Below are 26911 nucleotides of genomic sequence, written 5' to 3'. Positions count from 1 at the left end.
TTTTAAGGGGCGCGGGGAACTGCGCGACCAGCCCCCACCGGACCCGCGCGTACCCACCCACCCCGCGCGGAGCGCGAAGGGGGGCCGAAGGGGCTCACGCCCCGCGCGCCGGCCCCGGTGTGAAGCGCACCGGCAGCTCCACCAACCCCCGCAGCCAAGGTGAGGCGCGGCGGGTCAGGGACTCCGGGGGGATCGCGAGGTCCAGGTCCGGGAGGCGGTCGAGGACGACCTCGATGCCCGTGCGGGCGATGACCTCGGCCGTCTCCTGGGCGGGGAACGGGCAGCGGTGATCGCCGTGGCCGAAGGAGAAGTGCGCGTTGTTGCCACCGGTGAGGGCGGACCCGCGCACCCGGACGCGGGGGTCGGAGTTCGCGCCCTGGAGACCGAGGAGGACGAGATCACCCGCACGGAGGACCCGGCCACCGAACCGCGTGTCCCGCGTCGTCCAGCGCCCCGCCGCGTTCTGGATCGGCGCGTCCTCCCACAGCACCTCGTTCATGGCCTCCGCCACACTGCTGCGCCCCCCGAACAGCGACGCCGCGAACCGCTCGTCCGTCAGCATCAGCCGCAGCGAGTTGCCGATCCAGTCCGCCGTCGGCTGGTGCCCCACCGCCAGCATCACCATCACGTCATGGGTGACCTCCTCGACCGTCACCTCGTACGCCCGCGCGTTCGCCAGCAGCCGCGAGACCACGTCGTCCCCGGGCCGCTCCCGGCGCTCCGCCACCAGCCGGGCCATCGCCGTCCGCAGATACCCCTCGGCGGCCATCGCCCGGTCCTGGCCGTCGAGGATGTCGTTGAGCGCCGCCACCAGCCCCGGACCGTGCTCCTCCCGGAAGCCGAAGAGATGCGCCAGCACCCGCGCGGGCAGCGGCGCCGCGAACTGCCCCACCAGATCGGCCGCCCCCACCCCGCACACCCCGTCGATCAGCTCGTCCGCGAACCGCTCGACATGACCCCGCAGTTCCAGCGGCTCGACCGCCTCCAACGCCTCCTCGATCAGCGCCACCCGCTGCCGGTGCCGCTCACCGACCGTGCCGAGCACCGACGGCTGCTCCGGGCTGATCACGGGCAGCAGCGGCCAGTCGGCCGGAATGCGCGGCCACTGGTTCCACAGCGCCGAGTCCCGGCTGAACAGCTCCGGATCGCTCGTCACCTGGTGCAGCTCCCGGTAGCCGAGCACCAGCCACGCCGGTACGCCCCCGTCGAGCAGCACGGGCACCACCTCGCCGTGCTCCCGCCGCAACTCCCGGTACAGGGAGGCGGGTTCACCCTGGAAGCGGGCACCGAAGAGGGGCACGGGGGCCGGTACGGAGGCGGATCCGGGCGTGGATCCGGGCGTGGATCCGGGGGTGGATCCGGACGCGGCGGAGGGCGCGGGGGCCGCGTGGCCGCCGCCGCCCGGCCCGTCGCCGGTCTCAGAGATTGCGAAGTCCAACTAACACCTGCTCCAGAATGTCCAGATCGACCAGCGTGGCCTGGTTCGGATGCCGGGCGCTGACCCGGCCCGCCGTGAGGAGGTCGGAGAGCAGCACCTTCGTGATGCTCACCGGCAGTCGCAGCTGGGCGGCGACCTCCACCACCGCCGTCGGCCGCTCCGTCAGCCGCAGGATCGCCACATGCTCCGACTGCATGCCCGGCGTCGGCTGGCTCTCCGCGACCACCAGCGTCACCAGGTCGAACGGCGTCCCGGGCGCGGAGCGGCTGCGCCCCCCGGTGAGCGTGTACAGCCGGTCGGGCAGATCGTCCCTGCCGGGCCGGCTCATGACGTACGGGGCGCCAGAGCCGTAGCGGCGGTCGTCGTCGTAGCCGTGGTGGCCGTACCGGTGGTGGCCGTGTTCCCCCGTGTGGTCGGGGCCGCCGGGCCCCGGCGCGGCTTCGCGCTCAGGTGCTCGCCCAGCTGTTCGACCAGCTCACTCATGTTGTGGCCGACGAGCCCGGCGTCCGCCTCCTCGTCCGTCACCACGGCCAGATGCGCGCCCTCGCCCGCCTCCACGATGAGCAGGACCCCGCCGTGGAACTCCGCCATCGCCGAGCGCACCCCTCCGCTGCCGTCGCCGAACTCCAGGGACGCCCCTTGGGACAGCGACTGGATGCCGGCGGCGATCGCGGCGAGCTGGTCGGCCCGGTCGACGGACAGCTCGGGCGTACGGCACAGCCGCAGGCCGTCCCGGGAGAGGACGAGCGCGTGCCGGGCGCCGGGAGTGCGTTCCAGCAGTCCTTCCATGAGCCAGGTGAGCCTGTCGTCGGCGGTCGTGCCGAAGCCGGTGCCGGTCATGGGGTGGGGTCGCCTTCCAGGTGGGGGTGCGTACGCGGGTCCGGGGCGGGGGGCCGCTCGTCGGCAGGGTCGGGGTCCGGTTCAGGGGTGTGGTGGGAAGGGGCGGCGGAGGTGGTGCCGGCGTCCGGGGCGGGCCGGGTGTCCCCTACGGGTTCCCAGGCCAACTCCCGTACGGGGTCCAGCTCCCACTTCGCCTCCCGTACGGGGCCGGGCGCCCACGGAAGCTCACGCGAGGCATCCGCGTCCCACGCCGGGTCCTTCGCGGCTTCCGGCCTCCACGCCGCGTCGTCCTGCGCGGCACCGGGCTCCCATGCCGGATCCTGTGTCGTTCTCGGCTCCCAGGTCTGTGCCGGTCCCGGGTCCCCTGCCGGGGCCTCGGCAGAGTGCGGCTGCCGTGACACGTCATCGGCGGATCCCCGTCCCCATGCCGGTTCCCCGGCCGGTCCCGGTGTCCACGCCGCGTCCTCGGCAGGTCCCGGTTCCCACGCGAGTCCCCGCGCGGGCTCGGGCTCCCAGCCGGTCTCGGGGCCGGGATCCCACGCCGTCTCCCGTACGGGCTCCGGCTCGGGTTCGGGCCCGGACTGCCACGGGGATCCCCCCATGGCCCCTACGGCACCCCACTCGGACTCCCGCACCGGCTCCAACTCCGGCTGCCGTAGGGCCTCCGGGGGCGGAGCGACATCCCGTACGGGTTCGAGGGCGGCCTCCTGTACGGGTTCCAGGTCGGCGTCCCGTACGGGCGGTGCGGCCGGGACGGGGTGGTAGCGGTCCACGGCGGCGGACGGCTCCGGCGCGGTCGCCGGAACCGGTGCGCCCGTGGAGGCCTCGTCCCCGGTGGCCGTCCCCTGGACGAACGCCTGGTCCAGCCCGCCCGTGCCCCGTACCGCCCGGCGGAAACTGCTGAAGCGGACGGCGCCGGTGCTCGCGTCCTCGGCGGGCCGGGCGGGCCGTTCCGCCCGCGCGGCGGCCTCGGCGGCCTGCGCCCGGCTCCGGGCCTCCGCCTCGGCGAGCGACTGGCCGCGGCGGCGCCGGGGGAGGCCGTCGGAGGGGGTCGGGTCCTCGTGGCCGCCCGAGCCGAACTCGGAGCTCAGCGAGGAACCGTACGTCGGAAAGCCGGGCGAAAAGCCTGTCGGAGCGCCTGTCGGAGTGCCCGTAGGAGAGCCCGTGGGAGCGTCCGCCGTCGGGTCCGTCGGCGTCGTGGTCGACGCATCGGCCGGTGCCGTGGGCCCGGTCCGGTAACCGGACAGGGAGTCGATCAAGGCGTCGGCCACCGGGTCGGCGCCGGGCGCGGCGGGCGCGTCCGACGGGAACGAATGGGTCGGCGTCGGCTCGGTGTCCAGATCACGCGGGGCGCGCACCCCCGCGTACGACGACGGTTGCGCGTACGACGACGGCTGCGCGGGCGCGTACGCCGTGGACGCGTTCGACGTGAAATCCGGGGCGGCGGCATGCGAGGCCGAGGAAGGCGCCGTCGAGGATGGCGCCGCCGTAATAGGCGCCGTCGTCGGGATCGTGCTCGCCAGGACGTCCTGGGGGATGAGCATCAGGACGCCCGTGCCGCCGCGCGCGGACGGCCGGAAGGAGATCCTCAGCCCGTGCTTGCGGGCGAGCCGGCCGACGACGGCGAGGCCGAGGCGCGTACCGGTGAGGTGGGTGAGGTCGGCCGCCTCGCCCGACACGGCGCGTTCGGCGCGCCGGAGCTGTACGTCGCTCATGACGAGCCCCGCGTCCTCGACGGAGATGATCGCGCCGGCCGGGACCTCCTCGACGTACACATGGACCTCGGCGGTCGGCGGCGAGAAGTTGGCCGCGTTGTCGAGGAGTTCGGCGAGCGCGTGCATGACGCCCTCGGCGGCGTGACCGGCGACGGCGGTCTCGCTGGAGGAGTGCAGCCGCACCCGGCGGTAGGCGCCGATACGGCCCATCGCGCCCCGCAGGATCGACTCCATCGGGATCGGCCGCGCCCAGCGGCGGCCCGAGCGCGCGCCCGCGAGGACGGCGACGGAATCGGCCAGCCGGCCGGCCTGGGCGGTGCGGTGGTCGAGGTGGAGGAGGTCGGCGAGGACGTCCTCGTCGGCGTGGCGTTCCTCCATGGCCCGCAGGTCGGCGAGGGTGCCGGTGGCGAGGGCCTGCATCCGGCCCGCCACGTTGGCGGTGACGGCGAGGAGGGCCGTACGGACGGTCTCGGCCTGCTTGGCGCGTTCGGTGAGCAGAACCCGTTCCTGGGTGCTCTCCTCGGCCGTACGGTCCCGTTCGTCGGACAGCCGTTCGCGTTCACGGTCGGACTCGGCGGTCAGCCGGGCCCGTTCGCGCGCGAACTCGGCCGCGATCCGGGCCCGTTCCTGTACGAACTCCTCGGTCAGCCGTCCCCGCTCCTGCGCGAACTCCTCGGCCAGCCGGGCCCGTTCCTGGAGCAGCAGTCCGGTGTCCCGGGCGACGGCGTCCAGCCGGCGACGCAGCAGCCGTACCGACACGCGCGCGTGCACGGCGACCGTGACGGCCAGCGTGAGCAGCAGCGCGGCTCCGCCCGCCCCGCCCGCGACGGGCAGCCGCGCGGACTGCGGGGTGAACGCGACCGCGACGCCGGCGGCGATCGCGGCGAGCAGGGCGGTTACCAGGGGAAGCGGAAGGACTGAGCGCAGTGCGGGGCGATCGCCCGGGGGGCGAGGGGAGCTGGGCGCGGTCATCGGCTGGTGTCCTCGGTCGGTTCTGAACTCGGTAACTCAGTCGGTTCCTGGGTGCGGTAACTCGGTCGGTCCCTGAACGAGAAGCGACGTCTGGTGCTAGATCAATGCTCGGTCTGTGCTCAATCTGTGCTCAATTGGGCGTCACTATAGGGGAGTTCGCGACGGGGGTTGGCCGGTTTCAGGTTAGCTCTCCGGAATCAAGCCAACGTTCCCGGTGAGCGGCGCGCCGCCTGTCCACCGGAAAACACGCCCTCGGCACGTCACCCGATGGTCACTGTCAGTGGTCGGGTGCATCCTGGGACGCATGACGGAAATCGGGGGTGCGGCGGGGCCGCGGGGCGCGCTGGAGGCCGCGCTGCGGGCGGCGGGCGTGCGCGGCGAGGTCTCCTTCGGCGCGACCGCACGCGCGCTGACGACGATGGACGCCTCCAACTACCGGCGGGTGCCGCTGGGCGTGGTCGCGCCCCGGGACGCGGACGACGTGGCGGCCGTCCTGTCCGTGGCCCGTGAGCACGGCGTCCCGGTCGTCGCGCGCGGCGGCGGCACGTCGATCGCCGGGCAGGCCACGGGCACGGGCCTGGTCCTGGACTTCACCCGGCACATGAACCGGCTGGTCTCCCTCGACCCCGGGGCGCGGACGGCGGTCGTGCAGCCCGGCCTCGTCCTGGACCGCCTCCAGGAGGCCGCCGCCCCGCACGGCCTGCGCTTCGGCCCCGACCCGTCCACACACAGCCGCTGCACCCTCGGCGGCATGATCGGCAACAACTCCTGCGGCTCCCACTCGGTCGCCTGGGGCACGACGGCCGACAGCGTGCGCGAGCTGTCGGTGCTCGGGGGAAGAGGTGAGGCGCTGCGGCTGGGGCAGGGCTGGGCGGGCGCCCCGGACGGCCTCCGCCCGCTGGTGGAAGGCGAGTTGGCCCGCCTGCGCATGGGCTTCCCCGACCTCCCCCGCCGTATCTCCGGTTACGCCCTGGACGCGCTGCTGCCCGAGAAGGGCACCGACGTCGCCCGTTCCTTCTGTGGCTCCGAGGGCACGCTCGGGGTGCTCACGGAAGCGGTCGTACGGCTCGTCGAGTCCCCCCGCGCGCGTGCCCTCGCCGTTCTGGCGTACGCCGACGAGAGCGCGGCGGCCGAGGCGGCGTCCGGGCTGCTGCCGCACGACCCGCTCACGGTGGAGGGCATGGCGGCGGACCTCGTCCCGCCGGGCGAGACCGGGCTGCCGCGCGGCGGGGCCTGGCTGTTCGTGGAGGCGGGCGGCGGCACGCCCGCCGAGGCGCGGGCGCACGCCGACGCGCTCGTCCGCGCGGCCGGCGCCGACGGCGCGCTCGTGGACTCCCTCGTGGTGACGGACGCCGCCGGCCAGCGCGCGCTGTGGCGCATCCGCGAGGACGCGAGCGGTACGGCTACCCGGATGCCCGACGGCAGCGAGGCGTGGCCCGGCTGGGAGGACTGCGCGGTGCCCCCGGCCCGACTGGGCGCGTATCTACGGGACTTCCGGTCCCTGCTGACCGCCCACGACCTGCGTGGCACGCCCTACGGCCACTTCGGCGACGGCTGCATCCACGTCCGTATCGACTTCGACCTCCTCACCCCGGCGGGCATCGGCCGCTTCCGCCGCTTCTCCGAGGAACTGGCCGAACTGGTCACCGCGCACGGCGGCTCCCTCTCCGGCGAACACGGCGACGGCCAGGCCCGCGCGGAGCTGCTGCCGAAGATGTACGGGGCTGATCTCGTCCGGCTGTTCGAGCGCGTGAAGGGCGTCTGGGACCCCGACGACCTCCTCAACCCCGGCATGCTCGTCCGCCCCGCCCCCCTGGACTCGAACCTCCGCTTCGCGGTCCTGCCGCGTACACCCGTGCCGGTGGAGTTCGCGTACCCGGACGACGGCGGTGACTTCTCGGCGGCGGTACGGCGCTGTGTGGGCGTCGCCAAGTGCCGTACGACCGAGGTGAGTCCGGCGTCCGGAGCGGTGATGTGCCCCTCGTTCCGCGCCACCGGGGAGGAGGAGCACTCCACCCGGGGCCGGGCCCGTCTGCTGCACGAGATGCTGGCCGGCGAGGTGGTCACCGACGGCTGGCGCTCCCTGGAGGTACGGGACGCGCTCGACCTCTGCCTGTCCTGCAAGGGCTGCCGCTCGGACTGCCCGGTCGGCGTCGACATGGCCACGTACAAGGCGGAGTTCCTCCACCACCACTACGCGGGGCGCCGCCGCCCGGCGTCCCACTACGCGATGGGCCGACTGCCGGTGTGGCTCGGCCTGGTCGCCCGTACGCGCACGGCGGGCCTCGTCAACCTCCTCGCGGGCGTACGGCCCGTCGCCGCGCTCGCCAAACGGCTGGGCGGGATCGCGGGGGAGCGGGAGCTGCCGCGGCTGGCGAGGGTGCCGTTCACACGGTGGTACCACCGGATGCTCACGGAGGAGGCACGGCGGGAGGAGGCGGCCGCGGGGGAAGTGGTTGCGGGGGAGGCGGGGTCTGCGGGGGTGGGGTCTGCGGAGGTGGGTTCTGCGGAGGTGGGAGAGGAGGCGGACGGGGGCGACAGGGCACCCGTGACCGTGTTGCTGTGGCCGGACACCTTCACGGAGCATCTCTCGCCGTCCGTGGGGCAGGCCGCGCTGAAGGTGCTGGAGGCGGCCGGGCTCCAGGTGATCGTGGCGCCGACGCTGTGGATGAAGCGAAAGCCGGAGTGGGTGCGGCGGGCGGCGGCGGGCGAGGAGGTCGCCCTCACCCAACTGCGCCTCACCCGCACCCTGTTCGCGATGCGGACCGGCCGGGTCTGCTGCGGACTGACGTACATCTCGACGGGCCAGCTCGACCGGGCCCGCGCGGTGCTGCGCCGCACGCTCGACATCCTCGACGTCCTCAGCCCGGTCCCGCAACGGCTGCTGGCCGAGGACCCGGACCTCACCCCACCCCACCTCCCCGTCGTCGTCCTCGAACCGAGCTGCGCGGCGACGCTCCGCACCGACCTCCCCGAGCTGCTCCCCGACGACCCCCGGGCCCACCGGCTCGCCGCCTCGGTCGTCACCTTCGCGGAGGCGCTCGAACGCCATGCCCCGCACTGGACCCCGCCCGCCGTGGACCGCCCGGTCGTCGGCCAGACCCACTGCCACCAGCACGCGGTCCTGGGCGACGCCCCCGACCGCCGCCTCCGCACCGCCGCCGGCCTCACCGGCGACCTCAGCGGCGGCTGCTGCGGCCTCGCCGGCAACTTCGGCTTCGAGAAGGGCCACTACGACGTCTCCGTGGCCTGCGCCGAGGACCAACTCCTCCCGGCGGTACGGTCCGCGACCGACGACACGCTGGTCCTGGCGGACGGCTTCTCCTGCCGGACGCAGCTGGAGCAGTTGGCGGGGAGGCCCGGGCTGCACCTGGCGGAGGTACTGGCGGAGGCACTGGAGAAAGCGGTGCCTCCCTCCCGCTGACCGCCTCGAAGAACGTCCGGAAAACGCGCCCGACTCCGCCGCTACTTCTTCTCCGCCGGTTCGTCGGCACGCAACTGACCACGGGTGCGCACCAGAATGCGCCCGAGCATGTTCTTGCCGGTGCCGGTCCTGCCCCGACCCCAGTAGTGGTCGGTGGTGGTGTCCTCGACGATCTCCTCGTCACCGGTGGACAGCAGAACGGCGCGGATATCGGCGTGCGCACGGAACTTGGCGGCCACCGCGCGACGCATCACGTCGTCCTTGACCCGCTCCCAGTCCCTCCGCAGGGGCTTGGACGGGTCACGGCCCAACTCCGCCGCCCGCAGCGGCGTCCGCGCACGCCGGACGAGTTCCGCGTGGCGGGTGCCCTTGAACTTCTGCGCCTGGAAGTAGTGCTCCGACGTCGGCCACCGGACCCCGTCGAGGTCGAAGCCGTGATCGGAGAAGTTCGAGAAGCATCCGTAGGGGACCTCGTCGGCGCCATAGAAGTAGATCGTCACGAGAACCTCACGGGGACTTCATGGGTGTACATGGGTGTACATGGGTGTTACGGAACACCGCACCGTGCCAGTCGTACCCCCGCCCCCACAACCGGTTTTCCCCGCCACGAAACCGGCGCCCGGCGGTCGGGGGCTCCCTGCCCGCGCCCCCGTGCGCCGCCTCGCTCACCGTTCGTGTCCGGCCGGACACGGGGAGCATCGGGAGAGTTCCATACGGTTCCACCCCAGCTCTCGGCACGACGGGCGGCGCATGGACCGGCACGACGGGGAGACGGAGAAGGCGCACGAGGCGGTGCAGAGCCCCCAGGTGCAGGGTTGGTCCCGCCGCCGGAGAATCCGCCTGGGTGTCGCGATCACGGCGGCCGTACTGGACGTTCGCGTTCCTCGGCATGTGAACCACGCGGAGGCCGCATGCGGTGTGCGGCAGGTGTCCGGCGTGATTATGTGGCGATCATGTTCAGTGTCACCGTGTCACGGGCACTCACCGTCGCCGACGTCGTCGCGGCATTCATGGGATTGGTCCCGCCCGGTCTGCGGTTGGTGATTCAGCCCCCCGGAGCCGATGTCCCGGACGCGGACGACCTGGGAAGCCTGTGGGCGAGTCTGGAGCCCACCGAGGATCCGGCGTGGCCGCTCGGTCTCGTGGTGCACGTGTACGAGTGTGACCTCGGGCCGTACCCCGACCTGCGCCTCGCGGAGCACCTCGGGGAACGGTTCGGCGTGGACGTCCTGTGCGGCGTTCATCCGTCCCTCGTCGATGTCGACCCCTGGGACCCGTACTACGCCCTGGCGCTGGTCGGCGGCCGGTGGTACCTGGCCGGCACCGCCGGTACGCGGCTCATGGGGCCGTACGACGTGTATGACGCCGACGGGGTCCGGGAGGAGCGGGGCGACGAGCCCGTCGAGCTGATCCGGCCGGTCGTGGTCGACACGGGCTGAGCCGCGCTGACCGCCGCTACCCGCGCCGGCTCGCCGCCAGCCCCACCGCGCGCCCCTCCCCGTCCCACCGGATCTCCAGGACCTGTACGACGGCGTCACGGTCGAGCGGCCCGAACACGTGCGGGAACAGAACGTCCGCCCCGACCCCCGGCGGCGGCGCGGGATCTGCCGCCTCGAACTCCACCCGCGCGCCGAGCCGTTCCTCATCGAGCACCAGCACATGCAATGGCTTCGGCGCGTCCCGATAGAAGGCGTTCACGACGGCCAGCGTCGTCCCCTCGTCCGGCGAACAGTGCACGAACCCGTCCTCGGGGAGCGAGGAGGGGGCGTACGGCTGGTCGGGGCGGGCGTTCCAGGCATCGAGGGATACGACGTGGTAGATCATGCGCCTGTTATACGTCCTGGGTACGGCTACGCGCTCCGGGTCGGGAGCCAGGTGTCGATGACCTCGGCGACAAGGGCGGCGCCGCGGCTGTTCTGATGGATGTGGTCGGTCGTGAGCACGAGACCCCGACGCCGCGAGATCGTGTCGAGGCTGCGGTGCGGCAAGGCGCGCCGGACGAGGACGCCGACGCTTGCCGCGGGCGTCGGGTCCCGGTAGGGAATCGGCAGCGGGTCCGCCTGGCGTAGTTCCTCGGTCTGGCGTTCGTGGAGCGGGAGATAGGTCGTGTTGGTGGTGGTGGCGACCTCGGCGATCATGCGGCTGTATGCCTGTGATGCCCGCGCCGCGGCTCCGTCGAGTTGCTGGCCGAGGACCGGGAGGGACAGCAGAGCGATCGTCGCGTCGGTCTGCGTTCGCAGCCGTTCGACGACGGCTCCCAGGCACTGCTGGAACCAGCCGGCCGACGGGCGCTCGGGGAGTTGTTTGCGCTTCATGGCCCGCTCGACGGGGTAACCGGCGAGGCTCGCTCGGGCGTCGTTGGTCCCGATCAGCACGGTGATCACGTCCGGTGGGTCCGCGACGACGGCATCGAGGCGCCGTGCGAGGTTGTGGGCGAAGTCGCCGTTGACGCCGAAGCGGGCGAGCTGTACGTCGCCGGGAGGGCGGCGTCGTTCGAGAAGGTCCAGGTAGTCGACGCTGAGTTGCGCGCGGGTGAGGCTGTCGCCGAGGCATGCGACACGGGTCGTCACGGTGTTCGCGGGCCGGACGTGCCGGTGGGCTCGGTCGGGCGGGCTTCGGTCCGGGAGCGGTGGTCGGTGCCGAGGCCGGCGGTGATGGTCAGGATGGACGTGGGTCCCGCCATGTCGACCGCGTGCCACGTCCCGGCCGGGTTGACGGTGGCCTCGCCCGGCCCGAGCACAACCCGGTCGGGCACTCCGTCCACCTCGCGGGTGACCGTCGCCGACCCGCTGAGGCAGACGACCAGTTCATCGCCGGCGGGGTGGCGCTCCCAATGGTCGCCGAGGCCGTCGCCGTCGAAGATCGTCACCATCCGGCCTTCGGCGCCGTCCGCCGCGACCGCGGCGCTGTAGGCCTGGAGCACCTCCGGGTCCCAGGCGAAGCCCTCGACGGGTTGCGCTCTCGACCCCAGCCCGAGGTGCACGGGGGTGGTCCGCAGGTCGATGGCGTTGGGTTCGTGATCGACGAGTCTCATGCCGACGATCGTCACAGGACAGCCATGGGGTGGTCTTGAAGGAAAGGGAACGGAAGCCGACGCGATGAGCGGCCGGTGGGCGACTAGCCAGTCCCGAGCAGGACTTCGCCGCGACGCCATGCTGTCGGCGATCGGCCCGTGAACTCGCTCCAGTCCCGGACCAGATGGGCTTGGTCGGCGTAGCCGGAGACGGTCGCCACCTCGGCCCACGGAAGCGGGTCGTGCGTGGTGGCCAGTTCGTGAGCGTGCTCGAAGCGCAAAATCCGGGCGAAGGTCTTCGGCGACAGGCCCACCTCACCGCGAAACCGCTCGGTGAGGTACCGACGGCTCCAGCCCAGTTCCGCGGCGACCCCTCCCACCTGGACGCGGCCCCGCGCGGCCAAGAGGCGGCGCCAGGCCTCGGCCACCTCGGGGCGCACCCGGGAGACGGGGTCGCCGCCGGCGCCGCGGCCGACGGCTCGCAGGAGCGACTCGTCCAGCGCGGCGAACCGCGCGGCCCATGTCGTCGCCGCGCGGAGCCGGTCGACCAACTCGACGCCGAGCGCTCCGAGAAGCTCGTCGAAGGGGACCAGTCGGTTGGCGAGATCAGCGGCGGGCATGCCGTAGACGGCCCGGGCCCCGAGCGGTGTCAGCGACACCTTCACGCCTTCCTGGCGTCCGTCGTGGTGGATCGCGACGGACCGGCGCATCAGACCGCCGGCCACGCTGCCGAATCGGGCGACCGGTGCCCCGTCGCCGACGCCCGCCGCCACCTCCAAAGGGCCGGACAGACTGATCACCGTAGTGAGCATGCGGCCCGGCGGACCGCAGTGCACCCCCGCCGGGAACCCACGAAGATCGAAACCGACGTACGAGCCGACGTACCGCCGCAACGCGGGCGCCGGACGTGCGTGGATCCTGGTGGCCGTGTGGTCTTCCACCCTCGCAGTGTACGAACCGGCATGCGGTGACAGCGGCATCCGGCGAGGGGCGCCAGTCCGCCACCGCCACCGCCCCTCACCCGTGCCTCAGTTCAGCCGCCCCGACTGCTCCAACCGCCGCCCCCGACTCTCGGCCACCCGAAGCGCGTCATCGAGCGCCTCGGTCAACCGCTCGGCGAGGAACCGGAGTTCACCGCGCGGAGTGTCCGGCAGGAGGTCGCGGGCGTGGGCGAGGAGTTCGCCGCCCATACCGAGCTGAATGGCCTCGGTGGCGTCGGCGAGCCGAGAGACCGGCCCGCCTTGCCCATCGGTGATGAGAAAGCAGGGCTTGCCTCCGGCACCGGCCCACGGCAGCAGCCGCAACTCCCCCTCCTCCTCCGCTGCCGACATCAGGCCGCCACCTCCGTCCCCTGTGCCCAGTAGGGACCGGGTACGGCGATGACGTACGGGCGTACGGCGATGGTGGCGGCACCGTCGAGGGGGCCGTGCACGCCGTAGGGGCTGCGGTGAACGGGGAGCGGGGAGTCGGAGGTTGGGGGCGGAGGGATGCGTACGGGAGGGGCGGACGGAAGTGTGCCGGGGTGTGCGACGCGACGATGTGCGCCGGTGGGGTTGAGCACGAGGCTCATCCAGGCGAGGAGGCGACCGATAAGGTCGGTCATTGTCATCAGCTCCGATCTGGGTCGGCTGGTGGCCATGCCCCGGGACGGCGGACATCCGTCGCCGGGGTTTTCCGTGTGCTCACGCTACGGGAGGCAATGCAGGCATGCTAGGGATCTTAGGGATTCCATGAATCGCTCAGATGTCCAAGCATGCGCATGATGGAGGGATGATGGAGTTCGTTCCCGACATCCCGCGCTGGCGCCAGGTGGCCAAAGTGGTGCGTGGTCGGATCGCCGACGGCACCTATCCCCCGCGTACGCGCGTCCCCTCCGTCGTCCAGATCACCGAGGAGTTCGGCATCGCGAACGCGACGGCCCACAAGGTCCTCCGGTCGCTTCGCGAGGCGGGCCTCACCTACACCGAACCCGGCCTCGGCTCCTTCGTCGCACAGAACCCACCGGCGGCCGACTCCACCGCGGAGGCGGACTGAGCGCAGGCGCGGCGCGCCATCCCCCAGGCGAGGTTGAGGCGCCGGGCGGTGTCGCAGTCGCCGTTCGCTTGGCCGTCCTCGTCCAGGGTGCGGCATGTGGGGCAGGTCATCCCGTGATCCAGGATGCGTCGGTACGCCGTCTCGGGGTCCTCGTCCACGCAGTCGTACACCTCCACCCGCACCGTGCGGCCGGGGCCCGAGCCGGTGTCGAGCCAGCGTTCCTCGGTACGGCTGTCCACGGTCATCGCCTCGCCTTCGGGCGTTGCGGGTGGTGGGCGCGGATGAGGACGTTGCAGTCGGAGACGCGCGACCAGTCGTTCTCGGCCCGCGCGGATGCCCGCTGCTCGGCCAGGCTCGCGCAGCGCTCGCAGTCGGCCGGCGGTACCGGCTCCTCGTTCGGGAGCCCGAGGAGGGGCGGCGGATCCATCGTGGTCCGCCGGGCCGGGCGGGGGGTGGACATGGCCATGTCGGCGCTCCTCTTGCAGCATTGGCCGCGCCCCGGGGTGTTCACGCACCGCCGGGGTCTTGTCATGCCTGGCAACGCTAGGAACGTGACATCTCCCATGGCCAGCAATGTTCATGAATGTTCGCAACGATTCGTTTCTACAGCTCCCCCGGGGTAGGTCCCCTTGACCGACCGTCTCCAGTGGCTGACGGTGTTGTACATACGTGCACACCAAGAGCGTCGGAGGCGGCGATGACACTACGGTTCGTCGGGATCGACCCGAACACAGGGACGGGCGAGAGTCCCACGGTGTGGGTCGACGAGAGCACCAACGATCTGGTCATCCAGGGGTGGAAGCCGGCACCGGAACTCGAAGCGGAATGCGCCGCGTTCGAGGCTCCGGGGCACGCGGCAGGCATCCCCGACCACGAAGCAGTTGTCCGTATCCCGGCCCGCATGGTGCCGATCCTGAGGAAGGCCTGCGATGTCGCAGAACGTGCCGAGCTTCGCTGAACTCCTCGACGGTGCACAGCACTCGGCCGTGCACCTGGAGATGCGCGACGTCTACGGGGTCAGCGGCGAGGCCGACGACTTCAACCACTGGAACCGCACGGGAGAACGGGACAACGACCCCGGCTCACCGTACTGGGCGCCCTGGGTGGCTCTGGTCCGGCGTACGGTCGGCCGCGGGGTCGTGGTCCGCCGGGCCCGTATCGTCTCGGAGCCGGTCAGTGACTACATTCGGTACGAGCACGCGGGCACCGGCGTGAACGTGGCGGCCGGAGAACGGGTGCGGTGGCTGCCGCGCCGACGCGCCTCCGACATCGCCCTGCCCGGCAACGACTTCTGGCTGATTGATGGCCGTCTCATCCGGTGGAACCACTTCACCGGCAATGGAGCCTCCGGCGGTGGCGAGATCAGCGAGAGCCCCGCTGCGGCGAAGCTGTGCGCCGAAGCATTCGAAACGGTGTGGGAACGAGCCGTCCCACACGAGGACTACAAGATCAGCTAGCGGAAGGTGTCCCGGTCAGCTCATGCCCAACTCCCCGTCCTCCTCGGCCCAGGCCGCGCGCGAGCGGGTCGCGCAACGGCTGCGAGACCTGCGCGCCGATGCGGGCATCACCGGCACGGAGCTGGCCGTGCACTGCGGCTGGACACACCCGAAGACCTCTCGCATCGAGAACGGCCACACAGCCCCGACTCCCGATGACATCCGTCGCTGGTGCCGAGCGTGCGGCGCCGAGGACCAGGCGGCCGACATCATCGTCCAGTCGCGGGACGCCGAGTCCCAGTACGGCGAATGGCGGCGCAAGGTCCGCTCCGGCTTGAAGCGTCTGCAGGACAGCTACGTGGAGCTGTACCAGGCCACCGAACTGTTCCGGATCTACTCGCCCACCCTGGTGCCCGGCCTCCTGCAGACCGAGGGGTACGCGCGTGCCCTGCTCTCCGCCAACGCCCGTCTTCTCGACATCCCCGACGACGCCGACGAGGCTGCCGCCGCCCGTCTCGAACGCTCACAGATCATCCACCAGCCGGGGCACCGGTTCGTCATGCTGATCGAAGAAGGGGTTCTCTTCTACCGGTTGGGTGACGAGGACGCGATGGCCGCCCAGCTCGGTTACCTGCTCACGGCCGGGGCCGTGCCATCGGTGTCGCTCGGCATCATTCCCAGCGCCACACGCGAGCGCGTGCTGTGGCCTCAGGAGTTGTTCCACGTGTACGACGACACCCTCGTGTCGGTGGAGCTGATGTCGGCCCGTGTGAGAGTCACCCAGCCCTCCGAAATCGCCCTGTACCTCAAGGCGTTCGAGCAACTGCGGAGCATGGCCGTGTACGGAGCCGACGCACGCGCCCTGATCCTCAAGGCCATCGCGGCGCTGCACTGATCAGCGGGCCGACCCCTTGGACACGATGGCCAGGTCGGGGAGCCCCCGAGCAGTCAGGAGGACGCGATGAGCGCGAACAGCTGGGTCAGTACCTCGGTGCCGTATCTGACCCCGAGGGGGAAGGGTCAGGGCGACGCCTGGGGTGCGGACGCGGCGGCTCAGGGGCGGCGCGGTGCCCAGCGGATTCTGTACGCGGGGGAGGTCGCGGCCCCGGCCGAGGTGGCGCGGGTGTTCGGGGTGGACGAGGGGGAGGTCGTCGTCGTACGCCGGCGGCTGATCCTTCTCGACGATCAGCCGAACGAGCTGACGGACACGTACTACCCGGTCGCCATCGCCCGCGGCACCGGCCTCGCCGGAACCGCCAAGATCCCGGGAGGGGCCGTCACCCTGCTCGCCGCACTGGGCCATGTCGGCGCCCTCGTCCGTGAGGACGTGACGGCCGACACCCCGGACGACGAGGAGCGCGAGACCCTCCGCACCGCTCCGGGCGAGCCGGTGCTCCGGCTGACCCGGGTCACCCTCGACCGCGACCACCGCCCGATCCAGGTCGACCACATGGTGATGCCGGCGAGGCGTCAGCGACTGCGCTACGAGATCGCACTCGGGACGCGACCGGAGGCTCGGGGCGAAGGTGAGGGCGAGGGCGAGGGCGAGGGCTGATACGGGGAGGGGGCTCTCTCCGTGGGGCGGGCGCACAATCTTCCTCGGCGAGGGATAGCCCGGTGCGGCTCAGCACGTCGTGAGGGGTGCCGAGAAGGGGGAGGGTTGAGGGCTGATGAAGGCGTCGAGTCATGACGAGTTCCGGGAGTTCGTAGCGATGCGCTCCACCGCGCTGCTGCGGCTCGCGGTGCTGCTCACGGGCGGGGACCGGCATGGAGCCGAGGATCTGCTGCAGATCGCGTTGATGAAGGTCTACGGACGCTGGTCGAGCATCGAGCAGCCCGAGGCGTATGTGCGCCAGGTCATGTACCGCCAGCAGGTCAACCGCTGGCGGCTGCGCGGACACCGAGCGGAGACGTCGGTGCCCGTACTGCCCGAATCGAGCACCGACGCCGACGCCGGGGCGGAGTCCGAGCTGCGGATCGCGCTGTGGGCGGCGCTCGCGCGACTGACGAAGCGCCAGCGGGCCGTGGTCGTCCTGCGCTACTTCGAGGACCTGCCGGAGGCCGAGGTCGCGGCACTGCTGAGGTGCCCGGTCGGCACCGTGCGCAGCACGGCCCACAGATCGCTCGCCAAACTCCGGGCCCTCGTACCGGAACTGGGGCCCGCCGGGCCCGCGGACGAACAGTCGCAGCAGCTCAGCTTTACGCCGAAGGGGGCTCAGGGATGACGACGGAACTGGTGGAGCAGAAGGTCCGCGAGACGCTGCACGCCGTCGACCTGGACCGCGTACGAGCGCCCGGCGACCTGGTCGAGAAGGTGCTGCGGCGGCGCGCCCGGCGCCGCTTCTCGCAGGTGGCGGGGACGGCGGCGGCCGTGGCCGCGATCACCGTGGGGGCGGTGCTCGGTTTCGGGGGCGGCGGGGCGGGCGACCAGGACCGGCCGGCGCGCCCGGCGCAGTCGCCGGAGGCCTGGCAGCCGTGGCGGACCGACGCGCGGGGCGCCGTCGAGCTGGGCTGCCTGGTGGACGGCTCGGCGCTGTACTGCGCCGGGTACAAGTACGACGCCGCGAAGTTCGACGCGAACACCGGCGAACAGCTGTGGACACTCAAGGCGAACGGCGACGGCTCCGGGCCCGTGTCCGTGTTGAGCCGACCGGTCGGCGTGCGCGACGGCGTGCTCTACGCCTACCGCAACCACACCACCGAGAAGGGGAAGGACGGGAACTACGCCCCCGGCACCGACCTGACGGCGGTGGACACCGACAGCGGCAAGGTGCTGTGGTCGGTGGAGTTGGCGAGCGACAACCGCGACGACCAGGCCGCCCTGCTCATCGACGGCGCGGTCCTGGCCAACACCCCGAGCGACCGGACGCTGACGGCCGTCGATCCGCGGACCGGCAAGGTGAAGTGGCGCCACAGCTGGGGCAAGGGCATCTGGTGCGACCGGGTGGCGCTGAGCGGCGTCCCCTACCTGCTGTGCTCGCCGGAGACCGAGGAGCCCGTCCCGACCGACGTCCTCCGTCTCGACCCGGCCACCGGACGGACCACCAAGGTCACGTCCCTTCCCGGCAGGCAGCAGATCGTCGGGACCTGGGAGGACCGGATCGTCCTGACCAAAATGCCGGAGCGGTCGAGTGTGGTCTTCGAAAAGGAGGAGCAGAAAGCGAGGACCGAGAGGCTGACCGTCGTCGACAGCTCGGGCAGGCAGACCCCGCTGTCCTACCCGGTCCAGGGGGCGCAGGCCGCCAAGGCCCTGGTCGGGGACCGTCTGATCTCCGTGTCCCGTGCGGGCCAGGCGTCCTCCTACTCGCTCACGACGGGAAAGGTGTTGTGGACCGCCCCGGTCGGCATCAAGGTGCCCGACAGCGAAGCGAACTGGACCGACCTGGCGAAGCCGGTGGTGTCGCCGAACCGGAACGTCGTGTACTTCTTCGGCCCGGACGGCGACCTGTCCGGCCTCGACGCGGACACGGGCGAGCGGATCTGGAGCGGTCACGTCGACGCCGGCAAGCAGGGGGCCATGCCCCAGACCCTGCTCTACGAGGACGTACTGATCGCCCGGAGCGGCAGCAGGCTGGTCTCCTTCCTGCCCAGCCTGGACAACTGACCGCGAACGGGAACGGGGACAGCCGGGACGGGAACGGGGGCAGTTGGGAGGCGCGGGCCGGTCGCCGGCGCGCCTCCTCCGCTCCACGCGCGCACCACTTCCGCTCGCGCGCGCACCACCTCCGCTCACCCGGAAGCCCCCGACTTCCCCCGCACCGACCTCCCCCGCCGCACCTTCCCCCGCACCGACCTCCCCCGCCGCACCTTCCCCGGCCCCGGCCGCACCTTCCCCCGCCCCACCTGCGTCCGCACCGCCCCCATGCTCGCCCCGATGACCAGCGCGATCGCGAGGGCCTCCGTGGCGGCGAGGGCCTGGTCGAGGATCAGGAAACCGGCGGTCGCGGCGATCGCGGGCTCCAGGCTCATGAGGACCGCGAAGGTGGACGCGGGCAGGCGGCGCAGGGCGAGGAGTTCGAGGGTGTAGGGGAGGACGGAGGAGAGGACGGCGACGGCGGCGCCCAGGGCCAGCGTCTTCGGGTCGACCAGCCGCGTCCCCGATTCGACGAGCCCCAGCGGCAGGAACAGCACCGCCGCGACGGCCATGGCCAGCGCCAGCCCGTCGGCCTGCGGGAACCGCCTCCCCGTACGCGCGCTGAAGACGATGTACAGCGCCCACGCCGACCCGGCGGCGAGTGCGAAGAAGACGCCCAGGGGGTCCAGCGCGCCGAAGCCACCGCCACCACCGCCTCCGCCGAGGAGAAAGACACCGCAGAGGGCGAGCGCGGCCCACACCAGGTTCATCGCCCGGCGCGACGCCAGGACGGAGAGGGCCAGCGGGCCGAGCACCTCCAGGGTGACGGCGGGGCCGAGGGGGATACGGGCGACGGACTGGTAGAAGAGGCCGTTCATCGCGGCCATGGTGATGCCGAAGACGACCACCGTGCTCCAGTCGGACCGCGAGTGCCCGCGCAGCCGGGGGCGGCAGATCACCAGCATCACCAGCGCGGCCACCGCGAGCCGCAGCGTCACCACCCCGAGCGCCCCGGCGCGCGGCATCAGCGTCACCGCCAGCGCCCCGCCGAACTGCACCGATATCCCACCGGCCAGCACCAGCCCCACGGGCCCGAGGGAACCCGGACCACGGGGAGCGCGGGGAGCGCGGGAGGCGAGGCCGGCCTGCGGTGTCGTCGGTGTCGTCGGTGTTGTCGCGGTGGTGGGCGCGGACTGGTCAGCGCTGGGGAGTGTCACGAGGGCCGTCCAAGAGAGCGGAGAACCGGGGAAGGGGACGCTTCGTTCAGTATGGGCGACCTTGCAGTGCAAAGCAATGGACTAAGTCAGGCACGTAACCAGCTTTGCCCCTGTCGTCCACGGCTCGCAACCTTTGAGATCACCCCCGTCGCACGCCCCTCCACCGCCACCCGGCCGTGGTCGCCCGCCCCCGTCCCCACCTGTGGATTCCCCGTGGTCCCCGCCTGACGGACAGTCAAATCCCAGCCCGGACCCAGCCGGATCCTATTCATTTCCCAGGTCATTCCTAGGTTCGCACAGAATTGATCGGCGCCTTGAATTCTGAGTTTTCTCTTTCTTCTCTCCCGGTCGTGTTAAGTTTCCTTTCATCGAGCGGAGGGAACGCCCGCCGCTGGAAACTCGTAAGGAGTCGGTATGAGCTTCAGGGTCATCGCACCGCTTACCCCTCGCCGGAATGCCAACCCGAACCCCAACACGGACCCCAACGCCAACCCCAATCAGGTGCCCCCGCCGGCGCAGCAGCAGCGTCGCCGCCGGCCGCGCCCCGGTGAGCCGGCGCCGCAGCGGCCGGGCTTCTGATCGGACGCCAAGGGTAAAGCCCCAGGTGGGGCGGGAGGGTCGCCGGTTCTCCGTCGGCCCTCCCGCCGTGTCCGCCCCCTCCGTGGCGTTGTGCGCGGGCTGTGGATCCCCTCGGAACCGCCTGGCGATCAGGCAAAGTCCCGGGTGCCGTGGCGCGCTCGCCCCTACATTGTTCTTGCTCGACAGGGAGAGTTATGCGAGCACCCAAGGGCCGTGGTTCGGCGGTTGATTTCCCTCGGAGTGTTCCGGCGGGTCTGGAATTGTCGCCGTACGGATTTCCGGTCGTCCGCGGAAAGGAGGAAGAGGGTCGCGGCGGATATCTCCAAGGCCCCTCGGATGACGCCGAAGAATTCGATCCCATCGAATATCTGGAAGATGAGTGCGATCCCGGCCCCGTCGAGGCCCCCACCGGCGCCCCTCTCGGCACCCCCGCCGAGACCCCCACCGGCACCCCCACCCTCCCCGCCCGCGCCGCCTTCCGTCGTTTCTGGCCCATGACCAAGGGGCTGCGCCGCTGGCTCGTGGTCATCTGGCTGTGCACCGTGCTGGGCGCGCTCGCGGAGACCTCGGCGATCCTGCTGTTCAGCGAGCTGACGGACAACGCGCTGCAGAAGGGCGAGCTGGACGCGTTCTGGGTGCCGGCGGCCCAGTGGCTGGGCATCGCGGTCGTCGGCGCGGCCATCGGGTACGCGGGCGGCTCCCTCTCCGTCTGGGTGTCGGAACGGTTCGTGATGCGGCTACGCGAACACGTCTTCGACCACGTCCAGAAACTCCCCCCGCACTTCTTCCAGCGCCACCGCCAGGGCGACCTGCTCTCCCGTCTCACCGGCGACGTCGAAGCCATCGAACAGATGGCCGTCTCCGGGCTGCTCGGCACCGCGACGGCCCTGTTCAGCGCCGTCTTCTACGCGGCGGCCGCGTTCTGGCTGCGCTGGGACCTGGCGGCGGCCACCTTCGTACTCGCCCCGCTGTTCTGGCTGGCGGCCCGACGGTTCTCCGCCGGCGTCAAGTCGGTCGCGCGGGAGGGCCGGGTCGCCGACGGCGCGGTCACCTCGGTCGTCGAGGAGTCCCTCGGCAACCTCGTCCTCACCCAGGCGTACGGCCGTGAGGACGCCGAGCGGCGGCGGCTGCGGCGGGAGGCGACGGCGTGGTTCCGGGCGGCGGTCCGCTCGGCCCGCCTCAACCAGGCGTACGGGCAGCTCGTCCAGGTCATCGAGACGGTGTGTGTGCTGGCGGTCATCGGCATCGGCGTCTGGGAGATCTCCGCGGGCAAGATGACCCTCGGCCAGCTCCTCGCCTTCGCCGCCCTCCTCAGCTACCTCTACCCGCCCATCCGCAGCCTCGCGCAGCTGGGCCTCCTCGTCACCGCCGCCACGGCCGGCGCCGAGCGGCTCGTCGAGATCCTGGACTCCCGCCCCGCCGTCACCGACCCGGCCGCCGGCACCGCCGCCGGGCGGAGCGACCCCGGCCGCCCCGACGGCACCGTGGAACTCCGCGACGTCACCTTCCGCTACCCGGGCGCAGCCACCGAGTCGACTACCGCTCCCGAGTCGACCACCGCTCCCGGTACCGCCACCGAGCCCCGCTCCGCAGGCACCGCCCCCACCCCCGCCCCCGCCCTGGACGCCCTCTCCTTCACCGTCCACCCCGGCGAACTGGTGATCATCACAGGCCCCAGCGGCGCCGGAAAGTCCACCCTCTCCAAGCTCCTCCTCCGCTTCTACGACCCCGACTCCGGCACGGTCCTCCTCGACGGCAACCCGCTGCGCGCCTTCCCCCTGGACCGGCTGCGCGAGTACGTCGCCCTCCTCCCGCAGCAGACCCTCGTCCTGCACGACACCGTCCGCGCCAACATCGCCTGCGGCCGGCCCGGCGCCAGCGACCGGGCCATCGAGGACGCCGCCCGCACCGCCGACGCGCACGACTTCATCACCGCGCTGCCCGACGGCTACGACACCCTCATCGACGCCCACACCGCCCGGCTCTCCGGCGGTCAGCTCCAGCGCCTCGTCATCGCCCGCGCCGTCCTGCGCGACGCCCCCGTACTCGTCCTCGACGAACCCACCACCGGCCTCGACGCCATCGCCGCCCGCCGGATCGTCGAACCCCTCCGCCGCCTCATGGCCGGCCGTACGACCATCATGATCACCCACGACCTCGACCTCGCCCCCGACGCCGACCGCATCCTCGTCCTCGACCGGGGCCGCATCGTGGAAACGGGCCGCCACCCCGACCTCATCGCCCTGGGCGGCACCTACGCCCACCTCCACGGCTCCCGGAAGCGGGAGCAAGCCCCCGGCCGGGCCACGGGCCACGACGAGGTCGAGCAACACGGCTGGAGCGCGGGCTACGGCCAGGCTGAGCCGTACGCCCCCTACGCCCCGTACCTCTACTACGAGGGCCACGCCTCCTAGAGGTCTCCGAACTAGAGGTCTCCCAAGAGGCCCCCAAAAATGCAAGCACGCTTGCTTGTTTCTTTCTCCACTGCCATGCTCCCCCCATGGCCGACCCAACGCCCGTGATCGACGCCCTCGTTGCCGAGAGCGAGGAACTCGACCTGCTCGTGGCCGAGTCGAGTCCGGAGAGGTGGGCGCGTGCGACGCCCGCCCCCGGCTGGACCGTGGCCCATCAGATCGCCCATCTCGCCTGGACCGACCACTCCTCCGTGCTGGCGGTGACGGACCAGGCCGCGTTCGCCCGTGAGGTCGAGGCCGCGCTGACCTCGCCGGGGGACTTCGTGGACAGGGGCGCGGAGGAGGGCGCCGGGAAGCCGCCCGGGGAACTGCTCGCGTGGTGGCGGGCCGGGCGCGAGGCCCTGGAGGGCGCGCTGCGTGCGGCACCCGAGGGGGCGCGGTTCCCCTGGTACGGGCCGCCCATGTCCACGGCCTCCATGGCGACCGCCCGCCTGATGGAGACCTGGGCGCACGGCCTGGACATCGCCGACGGCCTGGGCGTCCCCCGGATCGCCCCCACGGATCGCCTCCGGCACATCGTCCGACTCGGCATCCGCACCCGCGACTTCGCCTTCGGCGTGCACGGACTGACCCCGCCCTTCGAGGAGTTCCGCGTCGAACTCACCGGCCCTGATGGTGAGTTGTGGGTCCACGGCCCGGATGACGCGACCGACCGCGTGACCGGCCCGGCCCTCGACTTCTGCCTCCTGGTCACCCAACGCGCCCACCGCACCGACCTCGCCCTCCACACCGACGGCTCCGACGCCGCCCACTGGCTCGACATCGCCCAGGCCTTCGCCGGCCCCCCGGGCACCGGCCGCGAGCCCGCGCAAGCCAAGGCCCCCGGTGAAGCTAAGGACCCCGGCGAGACCGTGGCCCCCGGCGAAGCTCAGGCCCCCGGCGAACCCGGAGGCCCCTCCCAGTGACCGCCACCCCCCTCCGCATAGGCAACGCCTCCGGTTTCTACGGTGACCGCTTCGACGCGATGCGCGAGATGCTGACCGGCGGTGAACTCGACGTCCTCACCGGCGACTACCTCGCCGAGCTGACGATGCTCATCCTCGGCCGCGACCGCCTGAAGAACCCCACCGATCCGACCGCCGGCTACGCGCGCACCTTCCTCCGTCAGCTGGAGGAGTGCCTGGGCCTCGCGCACGACCGAGGCGTCCGCGTCGTCGCCAACGCGGGTGGCCTGAACCCCGCCGGACTCGCCACCGCCGTACGGGAGTTGGCGGACCGGCTCGGCATCCCGGTCCGGGTCGCGCACGTCGAGGGCGACGACCTCACCGCCGGCCACCCCGGCAGCCTCGCCGCGCACGCCTATCTCGGCGGCTTCGGTGTCGCGGCCTGTCTGCGGGAGGGCGCCGACATCGTGGTCACCGGCCGGGTGACGGACGCGGCCCTGGTCACCGGCCCCGCCGCCGCCCATTTCGGCTGGGGCCCGGGGGAGTACGACCGCCTCGCGGGCGCGGTCGTCGCCGGGCATGTGCTGGAGTGCGGGGCGCAGGCGACCGGCGGCAACTACGCCTTCTTCGGCGAGGGCGGCGCCACCCGCCCCGGCTTCCCGCTCGCCGAACTCCACGAGGACGGCAGCTGCGTCATCACCAAACACCCCGGCACCGGCGGCCTCGTCGACGTCGGCACGGTCACCGCCCAACTGCTGTACGAGACGGCCGGCGCCCGGTACGCGGGACCCGACGTCACCGCCCGCCTCGACACGATCCGACTCTCCCCGGACGGCCCCGACCGCGTCCGCGTCGACGGCGTACGCGGCGAGGCACCGCCCCCGACCCTCAAGGTCGGCGTCAACCGGCTCGGCGGCTTCCGCAACGAGATCGTCTTCGTCCTGACCGGCCTGGACATCGACGCCAAGGCCGCCCTCGTCCGCCGCCAGATGCGGGACGCGCTCGCCAAGTCCCCGCCCGCCGAGGCCCGTTGGACCCTCGCCCGCACCGACCGCCCCGACGCCTCCACCGAGGAGACCGCGAGCGCGCTGCTGCGGCTGGTCGTCCGGGACCCGGACCCGGAGAAGGCCGGACGGGCGCTCGGCACCGCGGCCGTGGAGCTGGCGCTCGCCAGTTACCCCGGCTTCCACGTGCTCGCCCCACCGGGAAAGGGCACGCCGTACGGCGTCTTCGAGGCGGCGTACGTCCCCCAGGCCGACGTCCCCCACGTGGCCGTCCTCGACGACGGCCGCCGCATCCCCGTACCCCCGGCCCGAGACACCGCCGTACTCGACGCCGTACCCGAACCGCCCCTCCCGGAGCCACCGGCACCCGGGCCCACCAGGCGCGCCCCGCTGGGGCTGGTCGCCGGGGCCCGCAGCGGGGACAAGGGCGGGGACGCCAATGTCGGCGTATGGGCGCGGACGGACGAGGCGTGGCGCTGGCTGGCGCACGAGCTGACCGTGGACCGGTTCCGGCAGCTGATCCCGGAGAGCCGCACCCTCACCGTCACCCGGCACACCCTCCCCAACCTCCGCGCCCTCAACTTCGTCGTCGAGGGCATCCTCGGCGAGGGCGTCGCCGCGCAGGCCCGCTTCGACCCCCAGGCCAAGGCCCTCGGCGAATGGCTGCGCTCCCGCCACCTGGACATACCGGAGGCCCTGCTGTGACGATCATCAACTCCGCCCTGGACACGGCGGGTTCGGACCACCGGGCCAACCGGGAGGCCATGCTCGCCAAGTTGGACGAGCTGACCGCCGAGCACGCGAAGGCCCTCGCGGGCGGCGGCGAGAAGTACCTCGCCCGGCACCGCGAGCGCGGCAAGCTGCTCGCCCGTGAGCGCATCGAACTGCTCCTCGACCCGGACACCCCCTTCCTCGAACTCTCCCCGCTGGCCGCCTGGGGCAGCGAGTACACGGTCGGCGCGTCCCTCGTCACCGGCATCGGGATCGTCGAGGGCGTGGAGTGTCTGATCACGGCCAACGACCCGACCGTGCGCGGCGGGGCCAGCAACCCCTGGTCCCTGAAGAAGGCCCTCCGCGCCAACGACATCGCGCTCGCCAACCGCCTGCCCTGCATCAGCCTCGTCGAGTCCGGCGGCGCCGATCTCCCCTCCCAGAAGGAGATTTTCATCCCCGGCGGCGCGATCTTCCGCGACCTCACCCGGCTCTCCGCCGCCGGCATCCCCACCATCGCCGTCGTCTTCGGCAACTCCACCGCCGGCGGCGCCTACATCCCCGGAATGTCCGACCACGTGATCATGGTCAAGGAACGGGCGAAGGTGTTCCTCGGCGGCCCGCCCCTCGTCAAGATGGCCACCGGCGAGGAGAGCGACGACGAGTCCCTGGGCGGCGCCGAGATGCACGCCCGCACCTCGGGCCTCGCCGACCACTTCGCCGTCGACGAGCCCGACGCCCTGCGCCAGGCCCGCCGCGTCGTCGCGCGCCTCAACCACCGCAAGGCGTACGCGGATCCGGACCCGCACCTGGTCCAGCCCCCCAAGTACGACCCGGAGGAGCTGCTGGGGATCGTCCCGGGGGACCTCCGCGCCCCCTTCGACCCCCGCGAGGTCATCGCCCGCATCGTCGACGGCTCCGACTTCGACGAGTTCAAGCGCCTCTACGGCACCAGCCTCACCACCGGCTGGGCCACCCTCCACGGCTATCCCGTCGGCATCCTCGCCAACGCCCAAGGGGTCCTGTTCTCCGAGGAGTCCCAGAAGGCGGCCCAGTTCATCCAGCTCGCCAACCAGCGCGACATCCCCCTCCTCTTCCTCCACAACACCACCGGCTACATGGTCGGCAAGGAGTACGAGCAGGGCGGCATCATCAAACACGGCGCGATGATGATCAACGCGGTCAGCAACAGCCGCGTCCCCCACCTGTCCGTCCTCCTGGGCGCCTCGTACGGCGCCGGCCACTACGGCATGTGCGGCCGCGCCTACGACCCCCGCTTCCTCTTCGCCTGGCCCAGCGCCAAGTCGGCGGTCATGGGCCCGCAGCAGCTCGCGGGCGTCCTGTCGATCGTCGCCCGCCAGTCGGCCGCCGCGAAGGGACGGCCGTACGACGAGGACGCCGACGCCGCCCTCCGCGCGATGGTGGAACAGCAGATCGAGTCCGAGTCGCTCCCGATGTTCCTGTCCGGACGGCTCTACGACGACGGCGTCATCGACCCCCGCGACACCCGCACCGTCCTCGGCCTGTGCCTGTCCGCCATCCACACGGCCCCCTACGAGGGCGCCCGTGGCGGCTTCGGCGTCTTCCGGATGTGAG

27 protein-coding genes are annotated in these 26911 nt (G+C 72.2%); 13 read left to right on the top strand and 14 right to left on the bottom strand.

Features of this window, described 5'->3' with window-relative positions:
* Positions 1-94: 94 nt before the first annotated feature.
* Genes ACZ7MG_RS20400 through ACZ7MG_RS20385 form a run of 4 tightly spaced genes read right to left on the bottom strand, consistent with a single transcriptional unit; the run spans position 95 to position 4965 of the window.
* A complete protein-coding gene (locus tag ACZ7MG_RS20400) occupies positions 95-1438 on the bottom strand; it encodes a cytochrome P450 (protein ID WP_471389020.1) in 1344 nt (447 codons plus the stop codon).
* The gene (locus ACZ7MG_RS20395) at positions 1419-1766 is read right to left on the bottom strand and encodes a DUF742 domain-containing protein (protein ID WP_471389023.1); all 348 of its coding nucleotides are present in this window, start codon (positions 1764-1766) and stop codon (positions 1419-1421) included. The genes ACZ7MG_RS20400 and ACZ7MG_RS20395 overlap by 20 nt, the downstream gene beginning before the upstream one ends.
* Positions 1763-2278, bottom strand: coding sequence for a roadblock/LC7 domain-containing protein (locus ACZ7MG_RS20390; protein ID WP_471389026.1), 516 nt, complete (start codon positions 2276-2278; stop codon positions 1763-1765). Before ACZ7MG_RS20390 ends, ACZ7MG_RS20395 begins: the two co-directional genes overlap by 4 nt.
* Positions 2275-4965: a sensor histidine kinase gene (locus ACZ7MG_RS20385; protein WP_471389029.1), complete on the bottom strand. Its 2691-nt coding sequence runs from the start codon at positions 4963-4965 to the stop codon at positions 2275-2277. The genes ACZ7MG_RS20390 and ACZ7MG_RS20385 overlap by 4 nt, the downstream gene beginning before the upstream one ends.
* A gap of 304 nt (positions 4966-5269) precedes the next feature.
* Between ACZ7MG_RS20385 and ACZ7MG_RS20380 the strand changes: the two genes are divergently transcribed.
* Positions 5270-8389, top strand: a complete 3120-nt coding sequence (locus ACZ7MG_RS20380; RefSeq protein WP_471389031.1) for an FAD-binding and (Fe-S)-binding domain-containing protein — start codon at positions 5270-5272, stop codon at positions 8387-8389.
* A 41-nt stretch (positions 8390-8430) separates the two neighbouring features.
* Here the strand turns inward: ACZ7MG_RS20380 and ACZ7MG_RS20375 are convergent, their stop codons facing one another.
* Positions 8431-8889, bottom strand: a complete 459-nt coding sequence (locus tag ACZ7MG_RS20375) for an NADAR family protein (RefSeq protein ID WP_471389034.1) — start codon at positions 8887-8889, stop codon at positions 8431-8433.
* 468 nt (positions 8890-9357) lie between these two features.
* Between ACZ7MG_RS20375 and ACZ7MG_RS20370 the strand changes: the two genes are divergently transcribed.
* Positions 9358-9828, top strand: coding sequence for a hypothetical protein (locus tag ACZ7MG_RS20370; RefSeq protein WP_471389037.1), 471 nt, complete (start codon positions 9358-9360; stop codon positions 9826-9828).
* A gap of 16 nt (positions 9829-9844) precedes the next feature.
* On the opposite strand, the gene ACZ7MG_RS20365 is transcribed toward ACZ7MG_RS20370, so the two are convergent.
* From ACZ7MG_RS20365 to ACZ7MG_RS20340, 6 genes are all read right to left on the bottom strand, one after another.
* Positions 9845-10213, bottom strand: coding sequence for a DUF952 domain-containing protein (locus ACZ7MG_RS20365; RefSeq protein ID WP_471389040.1), 369 nt, complete (start codon positions 10211-10213; stop codon positions 9845-9847).
* 26 nt (positions 10214-10239) lie between these two features.
* Positions 10240-10959 (bottom strand): SGNH/GDSL hydrolase family protein, encoded by a 720-nt coding sequence (locus ACZ7MG_RS20360; RefSeq protein WP_471389043.1) that lies wholly within the window; start codon positions 10957-10959, stop codon positions 10240-10242.
* Positions 10956-11423: a cupin domain-containing protein gene (locus ACZ7MG_RS20355; RefSeq protein WP_471389046.1), complete on the bottom strand. Its 468-nt coding sequence runs from the start codon at positions 11421-11423 to the stop codon at positions 10956-10958. The genes ACZ7MG_RS20360 and ACZ7MG_RS20355 overlap by 4 nt, the downstream gene beginning before the upstream one ends.
* A gap of 83 nt (positions 11424-11506) precedes the next feature.
* Complete coding sequence (locus tag ACZ7MG_RS20350) at positions 11507-12343, bottom strand: helix-turn-helix domain-containing protein (RefSeq protein WP_471389049.1); 837 nt, start codon at positions 12341-12343, stop codon at positions 11507-11509.
* An 87-nt stretch (positions 12344-12430) separates the two neighbouring features.
* Positions 12431-12733, bottom strand: coding sequence for a hypothetical protein (locus ACZ7MG_RS20345; RefSeq protein ID WP_471389052.1), 303 nt, complete (start codon positions 12731-12733; stop codon positions 12431-12433).
* On the bottom strand, positions 12733-13005 hold the full coding sequence (locus ACZ7MG_RS20340) for a hypothetical protein (RefSeq protein WP_471389055.1): 273 nt from the start codon (positions 13003-13005) through the stop codon (positions 12733-12735). Before ACZ7MG_RS20340 ends, ACZ7MG_RS20345 begins: the two co-directional genes overlap by 1 nt.
* A gap of 167 nt (positions 13006-13172) precedes the next feature.
* On the opposite strand from ACZ7MG_RS20340, the gene ACZ7MG_RS20335 reads away from it, so the two are divergent.
* Positions 13173-13436 (top strand): GntR family transcriptional regulator, encoded by a 264-nt coding sequence (locus ACZ7MG_RS20335; RefSeq protein ID WP_471389058.1) that lies wholly within the window; start codon positions 13173-13175, stop codon positions 13434-13436.
* Here the strand turns inward: ACZ7MG_RS20335 and ACZ7MG_RS20330 are convergent.
* Positions 13361-13681 carry a hypothetical protein gene (locus ACZ7MG_RS20330; RefSeq protein WP_471389061.1) on the bottom strand — a complete coding sequence of 107 codons (321 nt, stop codon included), beginning with the start codon at positions 13679-13681 and terminating at the stop codon, positions 13361-13363. The two genes, ACZ7MG_RS20335 and ACZ7MG_RS20330, sit on opposite strands and share 76 nt — an antisense overlap.
* On the bottom strand, positions 13678-13902 hold the full coding sequence (locus ACZ7MG_RS20325; protein ID WP_471389063.1) for a hypothetical protein: 225 nt from the start codon (positions 13900-13902) through the stop codon (positions 13678-13680). Before ACZ7MG_RS20325 ends, ACZ7MG_RS20330 begins: the two co-directional genes overlap by 4 nt.
* A 231-nt stretch (positions 13903-14133) precedes the next feature.
* On the opposite strand from ACZ7MG_RS20325, the gene ACZ7MG_RS20320 reads away from it, so the two are divergent.
* The 6 genes from ACZ7MG_RS20320 (at position 14134) to ACZ7MG_RS20295 (ending at position 18476) form a co-directional block, all read left to right on the top strand.
* Positions 14134-14394 (top strand): hypothetical protein, encoded by a 261-nt coding sequence (locus tag ACZ7MG_RS20320; RefSeq protein WP_471389066.1) that lies wholly within the window; start codon positions 14134-14136, stop codon positions 14392-14394.
* On the top strand, positions 14366-14893 hold the full coding sequence (locus ACZ7MG_RS20315) for a DUF6879 family protein (RefSeq protein ID WP_471389069.1): 528 nt from the start codon (positions 14366-14368) through the stop codon (positions 14891-14893). The genes ACZ7MG_RS20320 and ACZ7MG_RS20315 overlap by 29 nt, the downstream gene beginning before the upstream one ends.
* 22 nt (positions 14894-14915) lie before the next feature.
* Positions 14916-15767 carry a helix-turn-helix domain-containing protein gene (locus ACZ7MG_RS20310; protein ID WP_471389072.1) on the top strand — a complete coding sequence of 284 codons (852 nt, stop codon included), beginning with the start codon at positions 14916-14918 and terminating at the stop codon, positions 15765-15767.
* A 66-nt stretch (positions 15768-15833) separates the two neighbouring features.
* Positions 15834-16427, top strand: a complete 594-nt coding sequence (locus ACZ7MG_RS20305; protein WP_471389076.1) for a UTRA domain-containing protein — start codon at positions 15834-15836, stop codon at positions 16425-16427.
* 115 nt (positions 16428-16542) lie between these two features.
* Complete coding sequence (locus ACZ7MG_RS20300; protein ID WP_471389079.1) at positions 16543-17097, top strand: SigE family RNA polymerase sigma factor; 555 nt, start codon at positions 16543-16545, stop codon at positions 17095-17097.
* On the top strand, positions 17094-18476 hold the full coding sequence (locus tag ACZ7MG_RS20295) for an outer membrane protein assembly factor BamB family protein (RefSeq protein ID WP_471389082.1): 1383 nt from the start codon (positions 17094-17096) through the stop codon (positions 18474-18476). The genes ACZ7MG_RS20300 and ACZ7MG_RS20295 overlap by 4 nt, the downstream gene beginning before the upstream one ends.
* A gap of 125 nt (positions 18477-18601) precedes the next feature.
* Here ACZ7MG_RS20295 and ACZ7MG_RS20290 read toward each other — a convergent pair whose 3' ends face one another.
* A complete protein-coding gene (locus tag ACZ7MG_RS20290; protein ID WP_471389085.1) occupies positions 18602-19663 on the bottom strand; it encodes an EamA family transporter in 1062 nt (353 codons plus the stop codon).
* A gap of 1073 nt (positions 19664-20736) precedes the next feature.
* On the opposite strand from ACZ7MG_RS20290, the gene ACZ7MG_RS20285 reads away from it, so the two are divergent.
* The 4 genes from ACZ7MG_RS20285 to ACZ7MG_RS20270 all read left to right on the top strand — a co-directional run bounded on the left by ACZ7MG_RS20285 (position 20737) and on the right by ACZ7MG_RS20270 (position 26910).
* On the top strand, positions 20737-22656 hold the full coding sequence (locus ACZ7MG_RS20285; RefSeq protein ID WP_471389088.1) for an ABC transporter ATP-binding protein: 1920 nt from the start codon (positions 20737-20739) through the stop codon (positions 22654-22656).
* A gap of 86 nt (positions 22657-22742) precedes the next feature.
* Complete coding sequence (locus tag ACZ7MG_RS20280; protein ID WP_471389091.1) at positions 22743-23621, top strand: TIGR03084 family metal-binding protein; 879 nt, start codon at positions 22743-22745, stop codon at positions 23619-23621.
* Positions 23618-25309, top strand: coding sequence for an acyclic terpene utilization AtuA family protein (locus ACZ7MG_RS20275; protein WP_471389095.1), 1692 nt, complete (start codon positions 23618-23620; stop codon positions 25307-25309). Before ACZ7MG_RS20280 ends, ACZ7MG_RS20275 begins: the two co-directional genes overlap by 4 nt.
* A complete protein-coding gene (locus ACZ7MG_RS20270) occupies positions 25264-26910 on the top strand; it encodes an acyl-CoA carboxylase subunit beta (RefSeq protein WP_471389096.1) in 1647 nt (548 codons plus the stop codon). Before ACZ7MG_RS20275 ends, ACZ7MG_RS20270 begins: the two co-directional genes overlap by 46 nt.
* Position 26911: the final 1 nt, after the last annotated feature.

The organism is Streptomyces sp. NPDC107538 (assembly GCF_055657445.1).
The sequence above is the reverse complement of the archived record's forward strand: the minus strand, read 5'-3'. Positions and strand labels throughout refer to the sequence as shown.